The organism is Pandoraea fibrosis, from assembly GCF_000807775.2.
Taxonomy (GTDB): Bacteria; Pseudomonadota; Gammaproteobacteria; order Burkholderiales; family Burkholderiaceae; genus Pandoraea; species Pandoraea fibrosis.
Genome location: NZ_CP047385.1, coordinates 709,767 through 730,112, shown reverse-complemented (window position 1 = coordinate 730,112; position 20,346 = coordinate 709,767). Strand labels below are relative to the sequence as shown.

At 64.1% G+C, this 20,346-nt stretch carries 21 protein-coding genes; 14 read left to right on the top strand and 7 right to left on the bottom strand.

Annotation, left to right across the window (positions count from 1 at the left end; translation table 11 throughout):
- Nucleotides 1-13: 13 nt before the first annotated feature.
- The 3 genes from PI93_RS03225 to PI93_RS03215 all read left to right on the top strand — a co-directional run bounded on the left by PI93_RS03225 (nucleotide 14) and on the right by PI93_RS03215 (nucleotide 2,432).
- Nucleotides 14-760 (top strand): ABC transporter permease, encoded by a 747-nt coding sequence (locus tag PI93_RS03225; RefSeq protein ID WP_039368269.1) that lies wholly within the window; start codon nucleotides 14-16, stop codon nucleotides 758-760.
- Between the two features lie 128 nt (nucleotides 761-888).
- On the top strand, nucleotides 889-1,476 hold the full coding sequence (locus PI93_RS03220) for a sugar O-acetyltransferase (RefSeq protein WP_039368266.1): 588 nt from the start codon (nucleotides 889-891) through the stop codon (nucleotides 1,474-1,476).
- A gap of 392 nt (nucleotides 1,477-1,868) precedes the next feature.
- Nucleotides 1,869-2,432: a hypothetical protein gene (locus tag PI93_RS03215; protein ID WP_144400200.1), complete on the top strand. Its 564-nt coding sequence runs from the start codon at nucleotides 1,869-1,871 to the stop codon at nucleotides 2,430-2,432.
- 68 nt (nucleotides 2,433-2,500) lie between these two features.
- Here the strand turns inward: PI93_RS03215 and PI93_RS03210 are convergent, their stop codons facing one another.
- From PI93_RS03210 to PI93_RS03185, 6 genes are read right to left on the bottom strand one after another with little or no spacing between them, the layout of a single operon-like run.
- Complete coding sequence (locus tag PI93_RS03210) at nucleotides 2,501-2,914, bottom strand: RidA family protein (RefSeq protein WP_191623320.1); 414 nt, start codon at nucleotides 2,912-2,914, stop codon at nucleotides 2,501-2,503.
- A gap of 46 nt (nucleotides 2,915-2,960) precedes the next feature.
- Complete coding sequence (locus PI93_RS03205; protein WP_144400206.1) at nucleotides 2,961-3,689, bottom strand: amino acid ABC transporter ATP-binding protein; 729 nt, start codon at nucleotides 3,687-3,689, stop codon at nucleotides 2,961-2,963.
- 14 nt (nucleotides 3,690-3,703) lie between these two features.
- Entirely contained in the window at nucleotides 3,704-4,663 is a 960-nt protein-coding gene (locus PI93_RS03200) for an agmatinase (protein ID WP_039368258.1), read from the bottom strand.
- A gap of 31 nt (nucleotides 4,664-4,694) precedes the next feature.
- Nucleotides 4,695-5,357, bottom strand: a complete 663-nt coding sequence (locus PI93_RS03195; protein ID WP_039368254.1) for an amino acid ABC transporter permease — start codon at nucleotides 5,355-5,357, stop codon at nucleotides 4,695-4,697.
- On the bottom strand, nucleotides 5,347-6,027 hold the full coding sequence (locus PI93_RS03190) for an amino acid ABC transporter permease (protein WP_039368251.1): 681 nt from the start codon (nucleotides 6,025-6,027) through the stop codon (nucleotides 5,347-5,349). Before PI93_RS03190 ends, PI93_RS03195 begins: the two co-directional genes overlap by 11 nt.
- A gap of 11 nt (nucleotides 6,028-6,038) precedes the next feature.
- Nucleotides 6,039-6,899 carry a transporter substrate-binding domain-containing protein gene (locus PI93_RS03185; protein WP_039368248.1) on the bottom strand — a complete coding sequence of 287 codons (861 nt, stop codon included), beginning with the start codon at nucleotides 6,897-6,899 and terminating at the stop codon, nucleotides 6,039-6,041.
- A 187-nt stretch (nucleotides 6,900-7,086) separates the two neighbouring features.
- Here PI93_RS03185 and PI93_RS03180 point away from each other — a divergent pair, with 187 nt between their 5' ends.
- From PI93_RS03180 to PI93_RS03130, 11 genes are all read left to right on the top strand, one after another.
- Nucleotides 7,087-7,959: a LysR family transcriptional regulator gene (locus PI93_RS03180; protein WP_039368245.1), complete on the top strand. Its 873-nt coding sequence runs from the start codon at nucleotides 7,087-7,089 to the stop codon at nucleotides 7,957-7,959.
- A 237-nt stretch (nucleotides 7,960-8,196) separates the two neighbouring features.
- The gene (locus tag PI93_RS03175) at nucleotides 8,197-9,057 is read left to right on the top strand and encodes a VOC family protein (protein WP_039368243.1); all 861 of its coding nucleotides are present in this window, start codon (nucleotides 8,197-8,199) and stop codon (nucleotides 9,055-9,057) included.
- On the top strand, nucleotides 9,054-10,160 hold the full coding sequence (locus PI93_RS03170) for a M14 family metallopeptidase (RefSeq protein ID WP_039368240.1): 1,107 nt from the start codon (nucleotides 9,054-9,056) through the stop codon (nucleotides 10,158-10,160). Before PI93_RS03175 ends, PI93_RS03170 begins: the two co-directional genes overlap by 4 nt.
- 129 nt (nucleotides 10,161-10,289) lie before the next feature.
- Nucleotides 10,290-11,306 carry a quinone oxidoreductase family protein gene (locus tag PI93_RS03165; RefSeq protein ID WP_039368237.1) on the top strand — a complete coding sequence of 339 codons (1,017 nt, stop codon included), beginning with the start codon at nucleotides 10,290-10,292 and terminating at the stop codon, nucleotides 11,304-11,306.
- On the top strand, nucleotides 11,303-11,734 hold the full coding sequence (locus tag PI93_RS03160; protein ID WP_039368233.1) for a PaaI family thioesterase: 432 nt from the start codon (nucleotides 11,303-11,305) through the stop codon (nucleotides 11,732-11,734). The genes PI93_RS03165 and PI93_RS03160 overlap by 4 nt, the downstream gene beginning before the upstream one ends.
- An 87-nt stretch (nucleotides 11,735-11,821) precedes the next feature.
- Nucleotides 11,822-13,471 carry an ABC transporter substrate-binding protein gene (locus PI93_RS03155; protein ID WP_039368228.1) on the top strand — a complete coding sequence of 550 codons (1,650 nt, stop codon included), beginning with the start codon at nucleotides 11,822-11,824 and terminating at the stop codon, nucleotides 13,469-13,471.
- Nucleotides 13,472-13,484: 13 nt separating this feature from the next.
- On the top strand, nucleotides 13,485-14,477 hold the full coding sequence (locus PI93_RS03150; RefSeq protein ID WP_039368225.1) for an ABC transporter permease: 993 nt from the start codon (nucleotides 13,485-13,487) through the stop codon (nucleotides 14,475-14,477).
- Between the two features lie 41 nt (nucleotides 14,478-14,518).
- Nucleotides 14,519-15,439: an ABC transporter permease gene (locus tag PI93_RS03145; RefSeq protein ID WP_080759100.1), complete on the top strand. Its 921-nt coding sequence runs from the start codon at nucleotides 14,519-14,521 to the stop codon at nucleotides 15,437-15,439.
- A gap of 75 nt (nucleotides 15,440-15,514) precedes the next feature.
- Nucleotides 15,515-17,077, top strand: coding sequence for a class I adenylate-forming enzyme family protein (locus PI93_RS03140; RefSeq protein ID WP_039368223.1), 1,563 nt, complete (start codon nucleotides 15,515-15,517; stop codon nucleotides 17,075-17,077).
- Entirely contained in the window at nucleotides 17,074-17,862 is a 789-nt protein-coding gene (locus PI93_RS03135) for an SDR family oxidoreductase (protein WP_052240528.1), read from the top strand. The genes PI93_RS03140 and PI93_RS03135 overlap by 4 nt, the downstream gene beginning before the upstream one ends.
- A gap of 48 nt (nucleotides 17,863-17,910) precedes the next feature.
- Nucleotides 17,911-19,578 (top strand): ABC transporter ATP-binding protein, encoded by a 1,668-nt coding sequence (locus PI93_RS03130; protein ID WP_039368221.1) that lies wholly within the window; start codon nucleotides 17,911-17,913, stop codon nucleotides 19,576-19,578.
- Nucleotides 19,579-19,613: 35 nt separating this feature from the next.
- On the opposite strand, the gene PI93_RS03125 is transcribed toward PI93_RS03130, so the two are convergent.
- Nucleotides 19,614-20,345 carry a GntR family transcriptional regulator gene (locus tag PI93_RS03125; protein WP_039368219.1) on the bottom strand — a complete coding sequence of 244 codons (732 nt, stop codon included), beginning with the start codon at nucleotides 20,343-20,345 and terminating at the stop codon, nucleotides 19,614-19,616.
- Nucleotide 20,346: the final 1 nt, after the last annotated feature.

Sequence of the window (20,346 nt, the reverse complement as noted above, 5' to 3'; positions counted from 1 at the left end):
GGATGCACATCTCATGGAAATGAAGACACCCAATCTGCTCGGCACGTTCGCCGTCCTGCTGGTGTTGATCGGGATCTGGCAAGCGGTGCACTGGCTCAATGGCGCCGCCATCGGGTCTCCCGTCGCGACCGTGCAGGGCCTTTGGCAGATGATGGGCACGGCGGCGTTCTGGATCGACGCCATCGAGACTGGCCGGGCACTCGTCTACTCGCTGGTGATTGCGGTGACTGGCGGCATTGCGCTGGGACTCGGATTAGGTGCGAATCGTCTGGCGTCTGACGTTGCCGAGCCGATTCTCGTCAATCTGTATTCGTTGCCGAAGGTGACGCTTTACCCGTTGGTGTTGCTGATCTTCGGGCTGGGGCTCGCGTCGAAAGTCGCCTTCGGGGTCATGCACGGTCTGATTCCCATCCTGATTTTCACGATGAATGGCGTGCGCCAGATCAGGCCCGTCTACTTTCGTGCTGCCCAGGCGATGCATCTGTCGCGTCGACAGATTGCGCTGCGTGTCGTGCTGCCGGCGGTGCTGCCCGAGGTGCTGTCGGGCGTGCGACTAGGATTTTCGCTATCGCTGCTCGGCGTGTTGATCGGCGAGATGTTCGCGTCGCAGAAAGGGCTGGGACACCAGCTTTCCAATGCGATGAATCTGGGGAACATCGACACGCTCATGGCCGTCGCCCTCTTTCTCATGCTCTTCGCGTTGCTTGGCAATGCGCTGCTGTCCACGGTGAGCCGGCGGTATCGTGCCGTCGGGGCATAAAGGGCAGGATTGCGTCGGAGGGGACACCCTATTGAAATGGTTTGCCACGCGGCTAAGGCGTAGTCCTTACGCTGGGCCAGCGTGCGTAGCGACGGGCCGTACCTCGTGTCTGCCGAAGGAAAAGACAAATGGCGAAGGATGAGCGCACCAAAATAATTCTCCGGAAAACGCCGGAGTCGGCAGCTATGTCGGCAAACGTCAAACGTGCAATGGCGATCACCGCCAGACTCAATCAGTTGACGTTCGACGATGCCGACGCCGTGCGCGCCTTGTTCGGCGATCTCATTGGCAAACGGGTCGACGACACCTTTTTGCTGATACCGCCGTTCTATACAACAGGTGGGGGCGATATCAGTATCGGGCGCAATGTCTTTATCAATCAGAATTGCACGTTTTACGACCTCGGCGGACTCCACATTGCCGACGATGTGATGATTGGGCCGAACGTTAGCCTCATCACATCCGGCCATCCCATATCGCCGTCCCGGCGGCACGACGGCGTCGTCGCAACGCCTATCGTGATTGAGAGAAACGTGTGGATTGCAGCGGGCGCAACGGTTATCGGCGGCGTGACGATTGGTGAAAACTCAGTTGTCGCAGCAGGATCGGTCGTCACGAAGGATGTTCCCCCGAACACGCTTGTGGGCGGAAATCCGGCACGAACGATCCGCTCGATTGCCGACCATGAGGACGCCCGTTTCACCGATAACGGCTAACGCCGTCGCTGTCGGCCGGCAAATAGCGATTGTCAGTCGATTTTCCCCGACCTGCTGGCCCGCCTGCGCGTCTTCATCGACGGGATTGCCGAACGGCCGAAAGCGCCCGATGCGAAAACAGCCGATCAGGAAAGCGTCGGGACAAACCCGAGGCAGCGCTGAGGACGCAAACACAACATTCACGCCCGACAAGGTTCTTCGGGCCTCCGAGGTTTCGTCCAGGTCGACCTCGGTAAAAATCGGGGTGGCGCGATGCAAATGACTGACTACACTTCCTAAGTGCACACGATGCGTGCAAACCGCGAAAGACGGTTCGTTATACGAAGGTCGTGTGAGAAAGCCAAATGGGGCTGATGAACTAGCGTTTCCATTCCTTCACGGGAGGCATGTCCATGACGTGCCTAGGCAAATGGATGATCGGCGCATGTGTCGTCACGTTGAGCGGCGTGGCGATCGCTGGTGGTGCCGACTCGAACTCATCCGAACAGATGATATTGGCCAATCTTGGCCCCGCGCCGCTCCCCGTCCACGTTCCGCCGCCTGCCCCGCCCGTGTCTGTGGCTGCGGTCCCGGCTGTTCCCGTCACACTGTACCCATTCGGCCGCGAAGGTCTCGACACGGCCACGCGGCCCGATGACAACACGCTCCTCTACACACGTATCGAATCGATCAACAACGCCGCGCCCGTCACCGACGCTCGGCATATGGGCTGGGTCGATACGTCAACGGAGAAGCCTGCGGTGCAACCGACGCGAAACTACCTGAGCATTGGCCCGTCCGTGGCGCCGCGGCTGTCTCTCGTGCAGTGGGACAACGCCAACGACAAGCTCGGCTCCGATCCGAAGCGAGGCCTGGCGCTCAAGACGCAGGACTGGACAGTCTCGGCGACCGCCCGCGTACCCCTGCTGGGCCAGCACGATATCGGTGCGACGGTGTACGTCAAACGCCGCTTCTGAGCTCGACCGCCCTCCCGAATGCAATGTGCGACCGGCCACACGCCGATCACACATTGCACGCGTGCGTCTCACGCCGCAGGCTTCACGGCCGTCACATCGATTTCGACCAGCCACTCCGGACGCGCCAAGGCCTGCACCACAATCCCGGTCGACACCGGGAACACGCCCTTGAGCCAGCGGCCCATCACGTTGTAGACCGCTTCCCGGTAACGGGGATCGACGATGTACACCGTGACCTTGCAGATATCTTCGAGCCGGCTGCCGCACTCGTCGAGCAGCATCGCCACGTTCGCCATCGCCTTCTCGGTCTGTACGGTCACGTCCCCAATGCCCACGGACTCGCGGGTATCGAGGTCCTGACCGATCTGGCCGCGCAGATAGATGGTGTTGCCGGCAATCACTGCCTGACACAGATCGTTGTCGAGCTTCTGCTCAGGGTAGGTCTCGCGGGTGTTGAACTTGCGAATTCGGGTATGCGTCATGATGTCTCGGTAGGGATGCGGAATGTGATGCGGGCGCAGCGCGCGGTCAATGGGCCAGAATCTTGGAGAGAAACCGCTTGGCGGCGGGGCTGGCCGCGTCGTTGAAGAACACGTCGGTCGGGCTGTCCTCGATAATGGCGCCGTCTTCCATGAACACGACGCGATGCGCCACGCGTCGCGCAAACCCCATCTCGTGTGTGACGACCATCATCGTCATGCCCTCGCGCGCCAGTTCCACCATGACGTCCAGCACCTCGTTGACCATTTCGGGATCCAGTGCCGACGTCGGCTCGTCGAACAACATCGCCATCGGGTCCATCGACAACGCGCGTGCAATAGCGACACGCTGCTGCTGACCGCCCGACAACTGGCCCGGATACTTGTGTGCATGCGCCGACAGACCTACGCGATCGAGTAGCGCACGCGCCTTGGTGCGCGCCGCACCGGCGTCGCGTCCCAGGACGATCTGCTGCGCCAAGGTGAGATTGCGCGTGAGATCCAGATGCGGGAACAGCTCGAAATGCTGGAATACCATGCCGACCTTGCTTCGCAGCTTCGGCAGATTCGTCGACCTGGCGGTGAGCGACGTTCCGGCGACCACGACGTCACCCTTCTGAAACGGCTCCAGGGCGTTGACGGTCTTGATCAGCGTCGACTTGCCCGAGCCGGACGGCCCGCAAACCACCACGATCTCCCCCTTGCCAACCCGGGTGGAACATTGCTTGAGCACGTGATGCGCGCCGTACCACTTGTCGACGTCGCGGATTTCGATAATGGGCTGTGCCGTACTCATTTGTCGAAGTGCCCCGCACGGATCGACGCGCCGATCAGATTGAGAATGAGACGGCCGGCGGTGATGCAGGAAATCTGGTTGGCGTCGTCCTTTTCAGGCTGAATCTCCACGATGTCCATACCGACCACACGCCCTTTGCGAACCAGTCCGTGAATCAGCTTGCGCGCCTGCACGAACGTCACACCGCCCGGCGCAGGCCCCGCGACGGCTGGCATCGTCGACGGATCGAGCCCGTCGGCGTCGATGGTCAGGTAGTAGTTGCCACCGTCGGGGATGCGCGCGAGCACAGCGTCCATACCGATGTCGTGCAACTCGTAAGCCGTCACCAATTCCGCCCCGTAAGCGCGCGCCGCGACCAGTTCTTCGGGACGGCCGCTCCCCTGCGCGCGCAGGCCGATCTGCACGATGCGATCGACGTGCGCCATCTCGGACGCGCGTCGAATCGGGCTCGAGAGCCCTTCCCGGACGCCGTTCACTTCATCGCGCCAATCGAGATGCGCATCGATGTGCACGAGCGTAATCGGTCCCCGCTGATCCAGACCGCGCAACACCGGTGTGGTGATGCCGTGATCGCCCCCCAGCACGATAGGCATGGCGCCACCCGCTGCGATGCGCCGCACCACCGTCTCGGCCCGGGCATAGTGCTCGCCCGGCTTGGTGAGATCCGGGATGATGTCGCCGCAATCGACGAAGCGGATATCGGTGCGCCCCTGAAGCAACGGGCCATCGATGTCGAAGTCGTAATGGCCCGGCCGGCGCACGACGCGGTCCGTCGCCTGCCGAATGGCGGAAGGCGCGTTTGTCTGGTCGTTGCTGAAATCCGACGCGGCGTAGGGCGCGCCATAGGGCATGCCCAGCACGGCGATGTCAGCCTTGAGGTTGTCGATATCGAGGTCCAGCTCCGAGTACAACAGGGTCGGATGGCCGACGCGCGGGGCAACGGTGTAAGTCGTCATGAGAGGGTCCTTGGGTGGGAATCAGGGGACGTCAGGCGTGTCGGGTACGTCGCCCGACCACGGTTTCCAGACGTCGCCCAACGCTGGCCAGCAACACGCTGCTGACCCAGTAGATCAAGGCCGTAGTGCCAAGCACTTCGACATAGGCGAACGTATTGGCCGTGAGCAGATTGCTCTGATAGGTCATCTCGGGCAAGCTCATCACCGAGAAGATGGCCGAGTCCTTGAACATCATGATCACGAGGCTGGTCGTCGGAGGAATGAGAAAGCCGAATAGCTGCGGCGCGATGATGTGTCGCTGCGTCTGCCAGTAGGTCATGCCCAGCGAGAGCGCAGCGTGCGTTTGCCCACGGGCCACGCTGCGAAGCGCCGCCCGCAGGATTTCGCAGAAATAGCCGCCGGTGTAAAACGCCGTGCAGCCCACCGCCACCGCCATGGCCGACGCGTTCACACCGAGCTTGGGCAGCCCGAAGAACGACAGATAGACGAGGATCAGGTACGGGATGTTGCGCACCAACTCGACGTAACCCAGCGCGACGGGCCGCAAGAGCGAGTTCGACTGCGCCGAGTAAGCCGCCGCGATGCCGATCACGATGCCAAGCGGTATGCCGATCACGCTCACGAGCGAGGTCACACGCAGACCTTCGAGCAGGACCGGGATCGCTTCGCGCACGATGGAGAAATCAATGGCCATGGGGCAGCATCCTCGAAACCCGGCGCTCGCCAATCCGCGAGGCGGCCGAAATACAGAACAGCAGGACGAAATAGACGGCGGCGGTGATCGCGAACACCTGTAACGGCAGGTCGGTCTGCAACGTGGCATTGCGCGCCACGGTCGCCAGTTCCGGCACGGCAATGATCGACATCAGCGACGACGCCTTGAGCAGAATCGTGAACTCGCTGGTCAGCGGCGGAATGGCGCGATAGATGACCTGCGGCAACAGGATGTGCGTCCAGACCTGCGTGGCGCGCATGCCCATTGCGTAAGCGGCTGCCCGTTGTCCGTGCGAGATCGTGCCGAGCGCACCGCGCAGAATCTCGACGATGTAGGCACTCGTGTTGCAGGCAAGCGCGGCGATCCCGGCCGTGATGGGTGAGATCGAGATGTCGAACAACGCCGGCACCATGTAGTACGCGATCAGCATGTGAATCAGCGCCGGCGTGCCACGAATCAGGCTCACCCATAAGACGACGAGCCCACGCAACGGCGCGAACGGCGAGATGCGCGCGAGCAACAGCACGATGCCGAGCGCCAGACCGATCACGAAAGCACCGGCCGACGCCGCCAGGGTGATTGCCGTTCCCGAAACCACACCTTCGAGAAACGGAGCGATCACGCCGCCCATACCGAGCCAGTCGAACATGGCCCCGGACGTCAAATGGCACCTTGCGGGAGATAGTTCTCTCGCGGCGTATCCATCGGAGCGCCGAACCATTTCTTCTGCAGCGCCGCCAGTTTGCCGTTCGCGCGAAACTCGTCGAGCGAGTCGTTGATGAACTTGCGAATCTCCAGATCGTTGGGATTGGCGACCCAGGCGAGCAACTTCGGCTGCCCGATGGCGCTGGCGATGCGGAAAACGTTCGGCTGCCTGCGCATCTGAACGGCAGCGATATTCGACGGCATCAACGCCACGTCGATCGTTTTGTTGGCGAGCGCGTTCGAGACATCCGGGTACGCCTGGAACAATCGCGTGCCCGCATAGCCCTTGCCCGTCTTCTCCTTCAGTTCCTTCTCGAATTCGTCGGCCACCGGTTGCGACGACGAGCCCATTTGGGTGCCGATGGTCTTGCCGGCAATGTCCATGTCCTGCTTGATCGCCACATCGTCGGCGCGCACCATCAGGACCGAGCGCACGACCCCCACGGGCTGACTGAAAGCGAAACGCTTGGCGCGCTCCGGCGTGATGCCCACGCTCGTCGCGACGAAATCGAACTTGTGCGACATCAGGCCCGGCAGCAACCCCTGAAACGGCAGATTCATCTGCTCGAGCTTCACACCGAGCTTCGCGGCCATCAGTTCCAGCACGTCATGCCCATAACCGACCACCTGACCGTTTTCGACGAACTCGAACGGCTCGTAGGCCGCTTCGGTACCGACGGTGAGTTTGCCGCGCTTCCTGATGTCCGCCAGCGTGCCGCCTTCGGCATGCGCGAGCGTCGGCAGTGCCGGCAACGCCAATGCGGCGCTCGATGCAAGCGTCGCCTTTACAAAGGATCGTCTGGACCAGGTCTTCATAGCTTGCCTCGCGTCGTGTGGGTGTCAAATCTGTCTGGCGCATCGCCTCGATGTGCCTGTCCGACTCAATGTATGCGGGCAAAAAGATCATGAAAAATGATTTTTTTATTGGTATGGTTTCAAAAAATGAAACCTTTTGAAAGGCGCCCCCCGTCACGGCGTTGGCGTCTCCGATGGGAGTTAACCCGTGGCAAATCGTGATTTCAGCGAGCGGGACCTGCGATCGCTGCGCATCTTCTGTGCGGTAGCGCAGGCCAGCGGTTTCGCTGCGGCGGAAAAGCAGTTGAATATGTCGAAGGCCTCGATCAGCCGCCACATCCGTGAGGTCGAGGAGACGCTGGGCACACGCCTTTGCGAGCGCGGCCCATCGGGGTTCGTGCTCACTCACGCGGGCAAGGTCGCGCTGGAACTGGCGCGCGACGCGCTCAAGTCGCTGGAGCGAATTCGTCCCGAAATCGACGCCGTGCGAGGGGTTTTGTCAGGCACCCTGTCCATCGGCATGGTGGAGCACATCGTGTCCGACGTCGGCTGTCACATTCCGGAGGCGCTGGCTGCGCTCAAGGCACAGGCGCCCGACGTGAAGGTCGAGCTGACCGTCATGACGTTCAACGAACTCGATCTCGCGTTGCGCGAGCGCCGGGTGCAGATCGCCATTCGCGGCATGTACCGCCGCGAGGCGGGATTTCATTACCAGCCGCTGTTCATCGAGCGTCATCAGTTATACGTGGCGCGTCACCGGATCAAGGACGCATCCACGCTGCCGCTCGTGTATCGCACCCAGCCATTTGTCCATGAAGCCCTGCACTCGCTGGGCTTGACGCGCGGGCCCACGGCGTCGGGACTGGAGGCAGTGGCCATGCTGGTACTGTCGGGACATTACGTCGGGCTGCTGCCGCAGTATTACGCGGCGTCGTTTCCGAAGCGCTATGCGCTCGCACGGGTGCCGTCAGGCCCGGAATACGAAAACGCGATCAGCGCAATCACGGAAGCCTCGCGCCCGAGAACCCGTGCCCTTGACCTCTTTCTCGATCTGCTCGCCCAGTTCCATACGAAGGTCTGACGGGCGCCCTCGGTCGTCGTGAGGGCCTCACGATTGGGCCACCCGGCACTAAGCAAAGCAAAATCCATCGTTTGGACTCCCCTCCCAAGGCCTCTAGAATGGACGCGTCGTCCTTTCCTTGTCGGGAGTTGTCGTGTCTAGTCGTTCTGCCTTGGGCGCGTTACCGGTTGCCTACGTCGCCTTCACCTGCCCTGCCTCCCTCGTTTCGCCCCATCGTCAACGCACCGGAGATCCGGCATGAGTCAGCTTCCCGCACCGGTTCTCGATCACGTTGTCATCAACGTCAAAGGCGAACTCGACCCCTCGGTGGACGTTTACCGTCGGCTGGGCTTCGCCCTCACAGAACGTGGCCATCACTCGCTCGGCACGAGCAACCATCTGGCCATCTTCGGGGAAAACTACCTCGAACTGCTCGGTTACGAGGCAGGCAAGTCGACCGCACGCCCCGACGTTACCCAAGCCCCGCTAGGCCTGACAGGTCTCGTGTTCAAGACGCAGGACTCGCAGGGTCTGTTCGCCGAATTGCAGGCGCGCGGTATCGGCGTGGAAACGCCCGCCGAATTCTTCCGCCCCGTGCGGCTGCCGGACGGCACCACACAAGACGCCCGCTTCCGTACCGTGCGTCTGGCCAGCGAGCTGGTGCGCAACGGCCGCACCTTCTTCTGCCACCACTTCACGCCCGAACATGTCTGGCGCGACGAATGGCGCGACCATCCGAACGGCGTGACCGACATCGTCGGCTTCGTGATTGCATCGCCGAACCCGGCGGTCACGGCCGCGCTTTATGACCGTGTCTTCGGCCCCGGTGTCCTCGCCGCCACGGGCACGTTGGGCTATTCGCTCACGGCCGGCCGCGCCCGCGTGCAGTTCGTCACGCCCGCCGAGGCCGAGCAGCGCTTTGGCAAGGTCGAAACGACGGATGACGGCAGCGAGCGCAATGTCGCCCTTGTCCTGCGCACACGCTCGCTCACCCAGACACAAGCCACGCTGCGTGAGAACGGCGTGCCCTGGACCCCGCTGCCCGATGGCTCCGTTCTCGTGGCTGCCGCCGATGGCTTCCACGTTGCGCTCCAGTTTGTCGAAGGAGACGGCGCATGAGCGGTCAACCGACCTGGTGGCAGGCGTTCGGCGTCGACTATGCCGACGCACGCCAGCGCTTTCGCGCCGCCGCCGACCGCGCCGGGGCCAGCCTGAGCACTTATGTGCACCCCGACGCCAAAGCACCGGATGGGGGCGAGTTAAGCATCGACGTCGCCCGACTCGGCCCGGCCCACGCGCCGCATCAACTCCTTGCGATCAGCGGCACACACGGCCTCGAAGGCGGCGCCGGCTCCGCCGTGCAGACCGCCTGGCTCACGCACGCGGCCAAGTCGCTGCCCGCCGACGTCGCCGTGACCTTCGTGCATGCGCTCAATCCCTATGGCTTCGCGCACGCAACACGCACGACCGAAAACAACGTCGATCTGAACCGCAACTTCATCGATCACGACCGCGCACATCCCGTCAACGTGCATTACGCGTCGCTGCACGCGCATCTGATTCCCGCCGAGTGGACCACCGACGGTCTCGCACAAAGCGCGCTCGCCATCGACGCGTTTCGCAGCGAGCACGGCCCGGACGCGCTGTTCAATACCCTAGCCAGCGGCCAGTACACCCATGCGGACGGCCTCATCTACGGCGGACGCGCACGCGAATGGTCGAACGTCACGTTGCAGACCATTGTCGAGCGCGATCTGTCGCAAGCGCAGCGCATCGGTCTGATCGACTGGCATACGGGCATCGGCGAGTATGGCGAACCGTTCTTCCTGTGCTTTAACGCGCAGGCCAGCATCGAGCAACGCGAAGCCGCACGCTGGTGGGGCGCAGAGCGAGTGCTCGATCAGCGCCCGCATGGACTGCGCCGCCCTGACTATCAGGGACTGGTGTTCCGTGGTGTCGAGCAGTTTTCGCAAGGACGGCCGGTGATCGGTGCGGTGGTGGAGTTCGGCACACGAGGGGCAAACGCGAGCGTCGCGAACCGTCTCGACCAATGGCTGCGCTCACACGCCAAGGCGCACCCCGACGCCACGCGTGATCGCCAGTTACGAGCCGACGTTCTCGATGCCTTCGTGCCCGTGTCGTCCGTCTGGCGCAGCAGCGTGCTCACGCATGGGTTGCAGATCACGGCGCAAGCATTGCAAGGACTTGCCACGGCGGCTTGAGCGGCATCGGCCGCATGACAGGCGTTAGCCGCCGCTAGGCGCGCACCACCTCGACTCATCCCTTTTTTCAACTTGGATCGGCGACTGCCCGAGGGCGTCGCTCACCCTGAATTCGACTCAAAGCTCAACATGAAAGCCATCGTATTGCGTGAACACGGCGACAACGACCGTCTGAAACTGGAAACCGACTTCCCCGATCCGGTCGCGGGCGAAGGCGAAGTGGTGTTGCGTGTACGCGCCTCCTCGCTGAACTATCACGACGTGTTCACCCGTCGCGGCATGCCCGGCATCAAGCTGCCGTTCCCGGTCATCATCGGGCTGGACGTCGCGGGGGAAATCGCCAGCGTCGGACCTGGCGTGCAGGGCTGGTCGGTCGGCGATCGCGTACTCGTCGACCCGATCAATCGTGTGACGGGCGGCCTCGTTGGCGAGACGACCCATGGCGGTCTGGCCGAACTGTGCCGCGTGCCCGAGCATCAACTCGTGCGCCTGCCCGACGGCGTGTCGTTCGACGACGCTGCCGCGCTGCCGGTCGCCTATGGCACAGCGTTGCGCATGATGCACCGCATCGGTCAGGTCAAAGCCGGCGAGCGTGTGCTGATCCTCGGCGCAAGCGGCGGTGTCGGCGTGTGTGCCGTGCAACTGGCAAAACTTGCCGGCGCCGAAGTGATCGCCTGCGCCGGCTCGCGCGAGAAGGGCGAACGCCTGCGCGAACTGGGCGCCGACGACATCATTTATTACACCGAGGAAGACTTCGTTGAAGTGGTGCGTGCGCGCTACGGCAAGGCGGCGCGCCGTCGCGGTGCGGCGCTCAACGGCGGCGTCGACGTCGTGGTGAATTTCACGGGTGGCGACACGTGGACGCGCTCGCTGCGCACCTTGCGTCAAGGCGGCCGCATTCTGACGTGCGGCGCCACGGCGGGCTTCGATCCGAAAGAAGACCTGCGCTTCATCTGGACATTCGAGTTGCAGGTTCGCGGCTCCAATGGCTGGGAGCGCGAAGACCTCCACGAACTGCTCGAACTGGTGGCCAGCGGCAAGCTGCGCGTGCTGGTCGACAAGAAGTGGCCGCTGGAAGACGGCGCGCAGGCGCTGGCATCGCTGGAAAATCGCCAGATCGTCGGCAAGGTGCTGGTGGGCGCATGAGCACGACGACCACCCCACTGTCCGTCGACCAGGTACAGAAAGCGTTCGACAACTCGACCTTCATCGCCTGGCTCGGCATGCGCGTGACGTCGCTCGATCACGACGCCCAGACCCTCGATGTCCACATTCCGTTTCAGAGCGCATTCGAGCGTGGCGCGGGCACACGTCAGTGGCACGGCGGCCCGCTCGCGGCCGTCATCGATACGGTCGGCGACTTCGCGGTGGGCATGCTCGTCGGACGTGGTCTGCCGACGGTCAACTTCCGTGTCGACTACCTGCGCCCGGCCATCGACACCGATCTGCGCGCCGTGGCACGCGTGCGGCGCCTCGGCAAGAGCATCGGTGTGGCCGACGTCGACCTGTTCAACGCGCAGGGTGCGCTGGTCGCCATCGGCCGCGCGAGCTACGCCACGCTGGCGCCGGCCTGAGCCACACGCCCACCGTCGCGATCACCGATTCGAGTATTGAAGGCGCCAGCGGAAACGCACGGGCGCCGCGTTTTTCCGGAGTTCATCATGCGCAATCCCCGGGGCCTTTCCCGACGTCAGTTCCTGTATCGCAGCGCCAGCAGTGCGCTGGCCGCTACCTCCGCGACCCTCGCGGGCACTGCCGGCTGGCTCATCGCACCGTCGCAGGCAGTGGCGGCAGACGCCGCACCGCGTCGCGGCGGCACGCTCGTGGCAAGTTGGGGCGGCCTGGAGCCGCAGGCGCTTTTCGTGCCGGGCGGCGGCGGCTCCAGCCCGTTCATGACGTCGACCAAGATTCTCGAACGATTGCTCAAGATCGACGAGAAGCTCGCGTTTCAACCGGTGCTGGCCACCGACGTGCGGGCGTCGAGCGACTTCAGGACGTACACCGTCACGCTGCGTCAGAACGTGCAGTGGCACGACGGCAAGCCGTTCACAGCCGACGACGTGGTCTACAACGTGCAGGAACACTGGAAGCCGATTGCGGCAGGTGTCGCCCTCAAGTCGCTCAAGCGGGTAAGCGCCACGGACGCTCACACCGTCAAGCTGGAGTTCTCCACACCGGTGCCGGAATTCTTCTTCAAATCGATTCTGGCCGGGCAGTATCAGGTGGTGGTGCCCAAGCATCTGTACGCGGGCAAGGACATCATCACGAACCCCGTGAACAACGCCCCTGTCGGCACAGGCCCATGGAAGTATGGGCAATGGGTGCGTGGCAGCCATGTGGCCTACGCGCGCAACGACCAATACTGGAACGCGGCCCAACCCTACCCGGACAAGCTCATCATCCGCTGGTGGAGCGATCCCGCGTCGCGCTCCGCGGCGCTCGAAACCGGCGAGCTGGGCGTCGCATTCTCCAACCCGGTGCCCGGGCGCGACATCGATCGTCTCGTGAAGACGGGCAAGATCGCGGTCGACACGAAGGGGTACGAGAACGCGGCGTGGACTGTGACCGTCGAATTCAATCAGCGACGCGAGCATGTCAAGCGGCGTGAAGTCCGTCAGGCGATTCTGCACGCCATCGACCGCAAGTTCATCATCGACACGATCTACTTCGGTCGTGGCAAGCCCGCCGTCTCGCCGATCTTCCGCAGCAATCCCCTGTTCTTCACCGACGACGTACCGAAGTACCCGTTCGATCCTGCAAAGGCGAACGCCCTGCTCGACGCGGCCGGTCTGCCGCGCAAGAACGGCTCGCGCTTCTCGATCAATCTGGTCGCAGCCGCCTGGTTCGAGGAGAACGCCAAACTCGGCCAGTATCTGAAGCAGGCGTTGCAGGATATCGGCATCACCGTGAAGCTCGACTCGCTCGACCGTGCCACGTCGCTCAAGCGGATCTATAGCGATTACGACTACGACATTGCCGTGTCGAACTTCACCGCGCCGCTGGAACTGGTGCCGGTGGTCACGCAATTCTTCACGACGGACGGCATCGTCAAGGGAGCCGCTTTCCGCAACGCGACCGGGTATTCGAATCCGGCGATGGATGCCCTCGTCGACCGTCTGACGGTCGAGACGGACAACGCCAAGCGGCAGAAACTCGCGCACGACTTCGCGCGACTGGCGGCGACCGACGTGCCGCTCGTGCCGCTCGTCGAGATGGAATCGTTCACGCTCTCGCGCACCAACGTGCGACGCGCGACGACCAGCGCCAACGTGCAGGGCGACGCGCTGGCCGACGTCTGGCTCGCCTCGTGAGGAGACGGCTGCCATGGTGACGCGTCTGTTGTTGCGCCGTGTCTTGCAGGCAGTTCCGCTGCTGCTCGGCGTGATCATCATGAACTTCTGCCTGATCCAGTCGGTGCCGGGCACGCTGCTCGACGTGATGACGGCCGAACAACAGGTCACGGACCCTGCACTGATCGAACGTCTGCGCGTGACCTACGGCATGGACAAGCCGCTGTGGCAACAACTGCTCCACTACATCGATGCGGTGGCTCATCTCGATCTCGGCTACTCGTATCGCCACAACCTGCCGGTGTTCGACGTCATCATGGCGCACCTTCCCGCCACGCTCGTGTTGATGCTGGCGAGTCTTGCGATTGCCGTGATCGTCGGCGTGGCGGCCGGTGTCATCGCCGCCGTCAACGTCAATACGTGGCGCGACACGCTGGTATCGATGTTGGCCGTGGTGTGCTTCGCGGCGCCGAGCTTCTGGCTGGGGATCATGCTCATCATCCTGTTTTCGGTGAAGCTCGGGTGGTTCCCCGTGGGCGGCATGACAACCATCGGCCTGGATTACGGCACGGGTGTCGCCGGGGTGTGGCATGCCGCGCTCGACGTCCTGCATCATCTTGCGCTCCCCGCCCTCACCCTCGGTCTGTTCTATGCGGCGACCTACGCCCGCGTGATGCGCGCGTCGATGCTCGAAGTCGCCCGACAGGATCACGTGCGCACGGCACAGGCGAAGGGCCTCACGCGCCGCGCCGTGATCACCCGGCACATGGTGCGCAACGCGATGCTGCCCGTCGTCACCTTGCTGGGCTTGCAGCTCGGCACCGTACTGGGTGGCAGCATCGTCGTGGAAGCCGTGTTCAGTTGGCCCGGCATCGGCGGGGTGCTCTTCGACAGCGTGATGAGCCGCAACTACCCCGTCGTGCTGGGGCTGCTCGTGCTCAGTTCCGCCCTCGTCATCGTCGCGAACATTGCCGTGGATCTCATCTACACGCGGCTCGATCCCCGCATTCGCACGCATGCCTCATGAATGCCCGTAGCGCTTTACCGTAACGAACCCCGGTCTGTCCCATGACGTCTTCTGCCGAACCCACGCTCGATACGCTCACCGCGAGCGACTTGTCCGATTCCCTGGCACCGCCACGCGCGTCCTTGCGACGGCGCGGTGCGTGGCACCAATTCGCCCGCCATGGCGGTGCGCTCGCCGGCGCGGTATTGCTAGCCGCCATCCTTGTCGTCGCGGTGTGCGCGCGATGGTGGTACCCGGGCGATCCGCTGCGCATTGTCGCCTCGCCCGAGATCTGGCCGTTCGAGCAATGGCAATACCCGCTCGGCACCGACGCGCTGGGTCGCGACATTGCCGCCATGCTCGCGCACGGTGCGCGCGCCACGCTCGCCATCGGTCTGGTCGCGAGCGTGGCAGCGACGGTTATCGGTGTCTCCATCGGCGCCGTCGCGGCGTGGTGGGGCGGTTGGATCGACGAAGTGCTCATGCGCCTGACCGAGTTGTTTCAGATTGTGCCGAACGTCGTTTTCGTGCTCACGGTGGTTGCGATTCTCGGCCCTCGCATCGAGAACACGATCATCGCCGTGGCGCTGGTGTCGTGGCCGGCCATCGCGCGTCTCACGCGTGCCGAATGCCTGTCGTTCAAATCGCGCGAGTTTGTGCAGGCGTGCCGCACCGTCGGGCTGTCGCCGTGGCGCATCGCCCTGCGCGAAGTGTTGCCGAACGCACTGCCCCCCGTCCTGGTGATGGGCACGCTGGTGGTCGCTGGCGCGATTCTCTACGAGTCGGTCGTGTCGTTTCTCGGGCTGGGCGATCCGAATATTGCGAGTTGGGGCCGGCAGATTGGCGAAGGCCGCACGCTGATCCGCTCGTCCTGGTATCTGTGCGCTGAGCCGGGCCTCGCGATCATGCTCGCAGTGCTGGCACTCAATCTCGTAGGGGATGGCCTGAACGACGCCCTCAATCCTTCGCTGCGCAAGCGATGAGTGCGACGCTCGTCACCTTATCGGTTGCCCTCGCCCTCATGTTCCCCTGCCCCCATTTTTGCGATTCCGATTCTCATGACACACCGCTGGCATAACCTCGGCGATCTCGTCGACCGAACCCTCGGCCTCGACTCGACGGCCATCATCGACCTTCGTGATGCGCATCAGCCGCGTCAGTACACCCACGCCGAGATCGACCGGCTGGCAGGCGGTGTCGCCGCGGCACTGCGCGCGCGCGGCCTGCCCGACGGCGCGCACGTGGCTATCGCGTCGCTCAACCGTGCCGAGTACCTCATCGCCTACTTCGGCATCATGCGCGCCGGTTACGTCGCCGTGCCGATCAACATCAAGCAGTCGCGCGAGATTCTCGATTACGTCATCGACGACGCCGGCATCTCGCTCGCGTTCGTCGATGCCGAGCGCCACGACGCACTCGCCTCGCGCGTGCCGGTCATCGACTTCGACGACGACGGCCCCGATGGCTTCGCGGCGCAGGTGCCGCCTGCGAGCTTCGACTCGCGGCACCCCGCGCACGACGACGTTGCGCAAATGCTCTACACGTCCGGTTCGACCGGCAAGCCGAAGGGCGTGCCGCTCACGCATACCGGCCAGCTCTGGGCGTTGAGCGCGACCTACGTGCGCCCCGACAGCGCTGCGGCCGAGCGCTATCTGCTCGCGCAGCCGCTGTTCCACATGAACGGCCTGTTCATGGCGAAGCGCGCCTTCGCCGCGAACGGCACGCTCGTCATCCTGCCCTCGTTCGACGTGACGTCGTATGTCGATGCGCTGGAGCGCTATCGGATCACGGTACTGACGGCCGTGCCGACAATGTTCGCGCGCCTCGTCAAAGATCCGCAGACACTGGCCGGACGCGACGTGTCCGCCCTCAAGCGCGTCATGCTCGGCTCCGCGCCGATGAGTGCCGCGCTGCTTGCCCGGATTCAGGCTGCGTTCCCGCACACCCACATCCATCACGGCTATGGCACGACGGAAGCCGGGCCAAGCATTTTCGGCCAGCACCCCGACGGCATCGCACTGCCGCCGCTCGCACTCGGCTATCCGCTCTCGCCCGACACGGTGAAGCTCGTCGACGGCCCCGATGCGAATCAGGGGGTGCTGTGCATGCGTAACCCGGCGGTCATGCACGGTTATCACCGTTTGCCGGAAAAATCGGCGCAAGTGCTCGAAGACGGCTGGTACTACAGCGGCGACGTGATGCGCCGCGACGCCAACGGCTTCTTCTACTTCGTCGGCCGGGCCGACGACATGTTTGTCTGCGCCGGCGAGAACATCTATCCGGTGGAGGTCGAGAAGTTGCTCGAAGCGCACCCGGAGGTCCGGCAGGCCAGTGTCGTGCCCTTACCCGACGAGGAACGCGCCGCCGTGCCCGTGGCCTTTGTCGTGCGTCAGCCGGGCAGCGCGCTGAGCGTGGAAGCCCTCAAGCAACACGCGCTCTCGAACGGTCCGGCGTATCAGCACCCGCGTCGGGTCGCGTTCGTCGCCGAACTGCCGTGGGCGGGCACCAACAAAGTCGACCGTCACGCCCTGTTGCAACAGGCGCGAGCGCTCGAAGCCTCGCGTGGATGGAGTGACGACCTCGCCAACAACCTCACGCTTTCCGGAGCCCTCGCGTCATGAGTCTTCTGCCTGATTCCATCGATCCGATCCGTCTCGACGGCAAGATCGCGCTCGTGACCGGCGCCAGCCGCGGCATCGGACGCGCCATCGCGTCGGCACTGGCCGCGCGCGGCGCCACGGTCGCCGTGCACTACCACGCGGCTGCCAGCGAGGCGCAGGCGCTCGTCGCCCAATTGCGTGCCAGCGGTGCCCGTGCCTTTGCCGTGCAAGCCGACCTGTCGTCGGCCGACGGCGCGCGCTTGCTGGTCGAGCGCTTCACGGGCGCGCTCGCTGCCCACAACCTGCCGCCCCGGTTCGACATCCTCGTGAACAACGCCGGCGTTGGCCTTCGCTCGCGCATCGACACCGTGACACCGGAAGACTTCGACCGGGTGTTACAGGTGAACCTGAAGTCGCCCTTCTTTCTGATCCAGCATGCATTGCCGCACCTGCGCGATGGCGGACGCATCGTCAACATCTCCTCGATGGGCACGCGTGCCGCCTATCCCGAAATGAGCGTCTATGCGCCCGCGAAGGCCGGTCTGGAAGCGCTGACGTTGCTGCTCGCCGCCGATCTCGGTGCGCGAGGCATCACCGTCAATGCAGTGCTGCCGGGCGCGACCGCCACGGATCTGAACAAGCGCGCGAGCGATCCGGTCGCACGAGAGGCCATTGCGCAGACCGTCGCGTTGGGACGCGTTGGCGAGCCGCGCGACATCGCCGACATCGTGGCCTTTCTCGCCAGCGATGCCGGGCGCTGGATCACGGGTCAATCCCTCGACGCGAGCGGCGGTCAGCGCCTCTGAGCGCCGCGTTGCCTCGCTTCCCCGTCGCGAACCTTACGGACAGCCACCATGACGACTCTGCTCGACGTCGAACACCTTACCCTCGACCTGCCACCCAATGCAGATCGCCCGCATGCGCTGCGCGACGTCTCGTTCTCGCTCGCGCGCGGCGAAATCCTGTGTATGGTCGGGGAAAGCGGCTCGGGAAAATCGATGACCGCCAGCGCCCTGCTCGGCCTGTTGCCTCCGGGCGTACAAGCGAGCGCGGGACGCATTGCGTGGGAGGGCGAAGGCAATCTGCTGGCGCTGCCCGAAGCCGAGCGCCGCCGCTGGCGCGGGGCACGTATCGGCATGATCTTTCAGGAACCGATGACCGCGCTCAATCCCCTGCGCACCATCGGCGACCAGATCGCCGAGGTGTATCGCACGCACACGCGGCTGTCCGGCAGCGCCATTCGCGCCCGCACGCTGGCGTGGCTCGACGCCGTGCACATCCCGTCGCCCATCGAGGCGGCGAAGCGCTATCCGCACGAACTCTCCGGCGGACAACGTCAGCGCGCCATGATCGCCATGGCGCTCGCGCTGGAACCCGAACTCCTGATTGCCGACGAGCCGACCACCGCGCTCGATGTCACCACGCAGGCGCAGATTCTCACGCTCATTCGCGAGCTTCAGCAACGCAAGGGGACGGGCGTTCTCTTCATCACACACGACTTCGGTGTGGTCGCGGAAATCGCGGATCGTGTCGCGGTCATGCGGCACGGTGAGATCGTCGAGCAGGGGCAGGCGCATGCTCTCCTCACGCGGCCGTCGCATGAGTACACCCGCGCGCTGATGGCGGCCGTGCCGGCGCTGCCTTCGTCTACCGGGCCCGTGACTGCGAACGCGACGAAACTCGACAAACGCGACGACGGCACGCCGCCCGTCCTGCGTATCCAGCAAGTGCAAAAGACTTACGCCAAACCTCACTGGCTCGGCAGGAAACGACAGGCGCAAGCCGCGGCGTTGCGCGATGTCAGTCTCGATGTGGGTCTTGGCAAGACACTGGGGATCGTCGGGGAGAGCGGTTCGGGAAAATCGACGCTGGCGCGCTCGATCCTCCGACTGATGACGCCCGATGCCGGTCGTATCCTCTATCGCGACACCGATCTGGCGTCGGATTCGCTCGACGCGAACGCACGCCGTACCGCACTCGATATCCAGATGGTGTTCCAGGACCCCTTCAGCTCGCTCAATCCGCGTCGACGGGTAGGCGACATCGTCACGCAGGGACCGATCGCACGCGGTGAGCCGCCGCGTCAGGCCCACGACCACGCGCTCGAACTGTTCGAGCTGGTTGGCCTGAGCGCCGATGCCCTTGAGCGCTTCCCGCATGAATTCTCCGGCGGTCAACGCCAGCGCATCGGATTGGCACGCGCCCTGGCCATGCGTCCGAAAGTGCTGGTGGCAGACGAGCCGGTCTCCGCGCTCGACGTCTCGGTTCAGGCGCAAGTGCTGCGACTGCTCGCGCGGCTGAAGTCGGAATTGGGATTGTCGATGATCTTCATCACACACGACCTTCGCATCGCGGCGCAATTATGCGACTCGCTTGCCGTCATGAAGTCGGGTAGCGTGGTCGAGTATGGCGATACCGCTGCGATTTTCCGCACACCGGCGCATCCCTACACGCGTGCGCTGCTCGATGCCATTCCGGGTCGACGCCGGGAGGACAGCGCGCAGGCGCGCTCTGCGGCGTAGCAGCGTTGGGGCAATCATAGGACTCGAGCCCCGGTCTACCGGCGCAGATCGGCAATCGAAAAGTACGGCAGCCAGGTACCCGACGTCGAAAGGCTGGCGAAGACATGTTCCTTTGTCTGCGCGAGAAACGTCTCGATGTGCTGCCGGGCGAGCGCTTCCGCGCGGGTCGCGTCGCCCGACACGAAGGCCGAAATGATCGCCCGGTGATCGTGTTCGATGCGTGGCCGGATGCCTTGCACGCCGAAGCCAAGCGAGACCAGGCGTGCCATGTCGTCCATCAGACCGGCCAGCGTGCGATAAAGGCGCGCATTGCCGCTCGCCGCAGCAATCGTCAGATGGAACTTCCGGTTGGTATGCAGAAACCATTCGATCTGATGACCGATGGGTTCGTGGGCGTGAGGCGCTTCGCACGCCTCGTCCAGACGCTGGAGCAGTTCGGTGTCCACGTTGCCGCAGGCGAGTCTCGCCGCCATCGGCTCCAGTTGTGCGCGCAGGTTGAAAATGTCTTCGACGTCGGCCAGCGTGATCGGCGAGATGCGATACCCCTGTCGCGGAATCGCTCGCGCGAAGCCTTCGTGCACCAGTCGCACGAGCGCCACCCGGCAACTGGTGCGCGCGATGTCGTAACGACGCATCAACTCCGCTTCGCTCACGATGGCGCCCGGCATGATCACGCAGGTCAGCACGTCGTGTCGAATGCGTTCGTAGGCGTCGTCACCACGGGCGATCGCCGCGGCATCTTCAGTGTCGCGTGAGACGGGGCTCATG

Coding starts and splice junctions, on each gene's coding strand:
- PI93_RS03210 (WP_191623320.1), bottom strand. CDS start 2,914: ATGACGCATACCCGAATTCGCAAGTTCAACACCCGCGAGACCTACCCT.
- PI93_RS03140 (WP_039368223.1), top strand. CDS start 15,515: ATGACACACCGCTGGCATAACCTCGGCGATCTCGTCGACCGAACCCTC.
- PI93_RS03185 (WP_039368248.1), bottom strand. CDS start 6,899: ATGAAGACCTGGTCCAGACGATCCTTTGTAAAGGCGACGCTTGCATCG.
- PI93_RS03135 (WP_052240528.1), top strand. CDS start 17,074: ATGAGTCTTCTGCCTGATTCCATCGATCCGATCCGTCTCGACGGCAAG.
- PI93_RS03190 (WP_039368251.1), bottom strand. CDS start 6,027: ATGTTCGACTGGCTCGGTATGGGCGGCGTGATCGCTCCGTTTCTCGAA.
- PI93_RS03225 (WP_039368269.1), top strand. CDS start 14: ATGGAAATGAAGACACCCAATCTGCTCGGCACGTTCGCCGTCCTGCTG.
- PI93_RS03160 (WP_039368233.1), top strand. CDS start 11,303: ATGAGCACGACGACCACCCCACTGTCCGTCGACCAGGTACAGAAAGCG.
- PI93_RS03125 (WP_039368219.1), bottom strand. CDS start 20,345: ATGAGCCCCGTCTCACGCGACACTGAAGATGCCGCGGCGATCGCCCGT.
- PI93_RS03130 (WP_039368221.1), top strand. CDS start 17,911: ATGACGACTCTGCTCGACGTCGAACACCTTACCCTCGACCTGCCACCC.
- PI93_RS03195 (WP_039368254.1), bottom strand. CDS start 5,357: ATGGCCATTGATTTCTCCATCGTGCGCGAAGCGATCCCGGTCCTGCTC.
- PI93_RS03145 (WP_080759100.1), top strand. CDS start 14,519: ATGACGTCTTCTGCCGAACCCACGCTCGATACGCTCACCGCGAGCGAC.
- PI93_RS03165 (WP_039368237.1), top strand. CDS start 10,290: ATGAAAGCCATCGTATTGCGTGAACACGGCGACAACGACCGTCTGAAA.
- PI93_RS03150 (WP_039368225.1), top strand. CDS start 13,485: ATGGTGACGCGTCTGTTGTTGCGCCGTGTCTTGCAGGCAGTTCCGCTG.
- PI93_RS03175 (WP_039368243.1), top strand. CDS start 8,197: ATGAGTCAGCTTCCCGCACCGGTTCTCGATCACGTTGTCATCAACGTC.
- PI93_RS03215 (WP_144400200.1), top strand. CDS start 1,869: ATGACGTGCCTAGGCAAATGGATGATCGGCGCATGTGTCGTCACGTTG.
- PI93_RS03170 (WP_039368240.1), top strand. CDS start 9,054: ATGAGCGGTCAACCGACCTGGTGGCAGGCGTTCGGCGTCGACTATGCC.
- PI93_RS03220 (WP_039368266.1), top strand. CDS start 889: ATGGCGAAGGATGAGCGCACCAAAATAATTCTCCGGAAAACGCCGGAG.
- PI93_RS03200 (WP_039368258.1), bottom strand. CDS start 4,663: ATGACGACTTACACCGTTGCCCCGCGCGTCGGCCATCCGACCCTGTTG.
- PI93_RS03155 (WP_039368228.1), top strand. CDS start 11,822: ATGCGCAATCCCCGGGGCCTTTCCCGACGTCAGTTCCTGTATCGCAGC.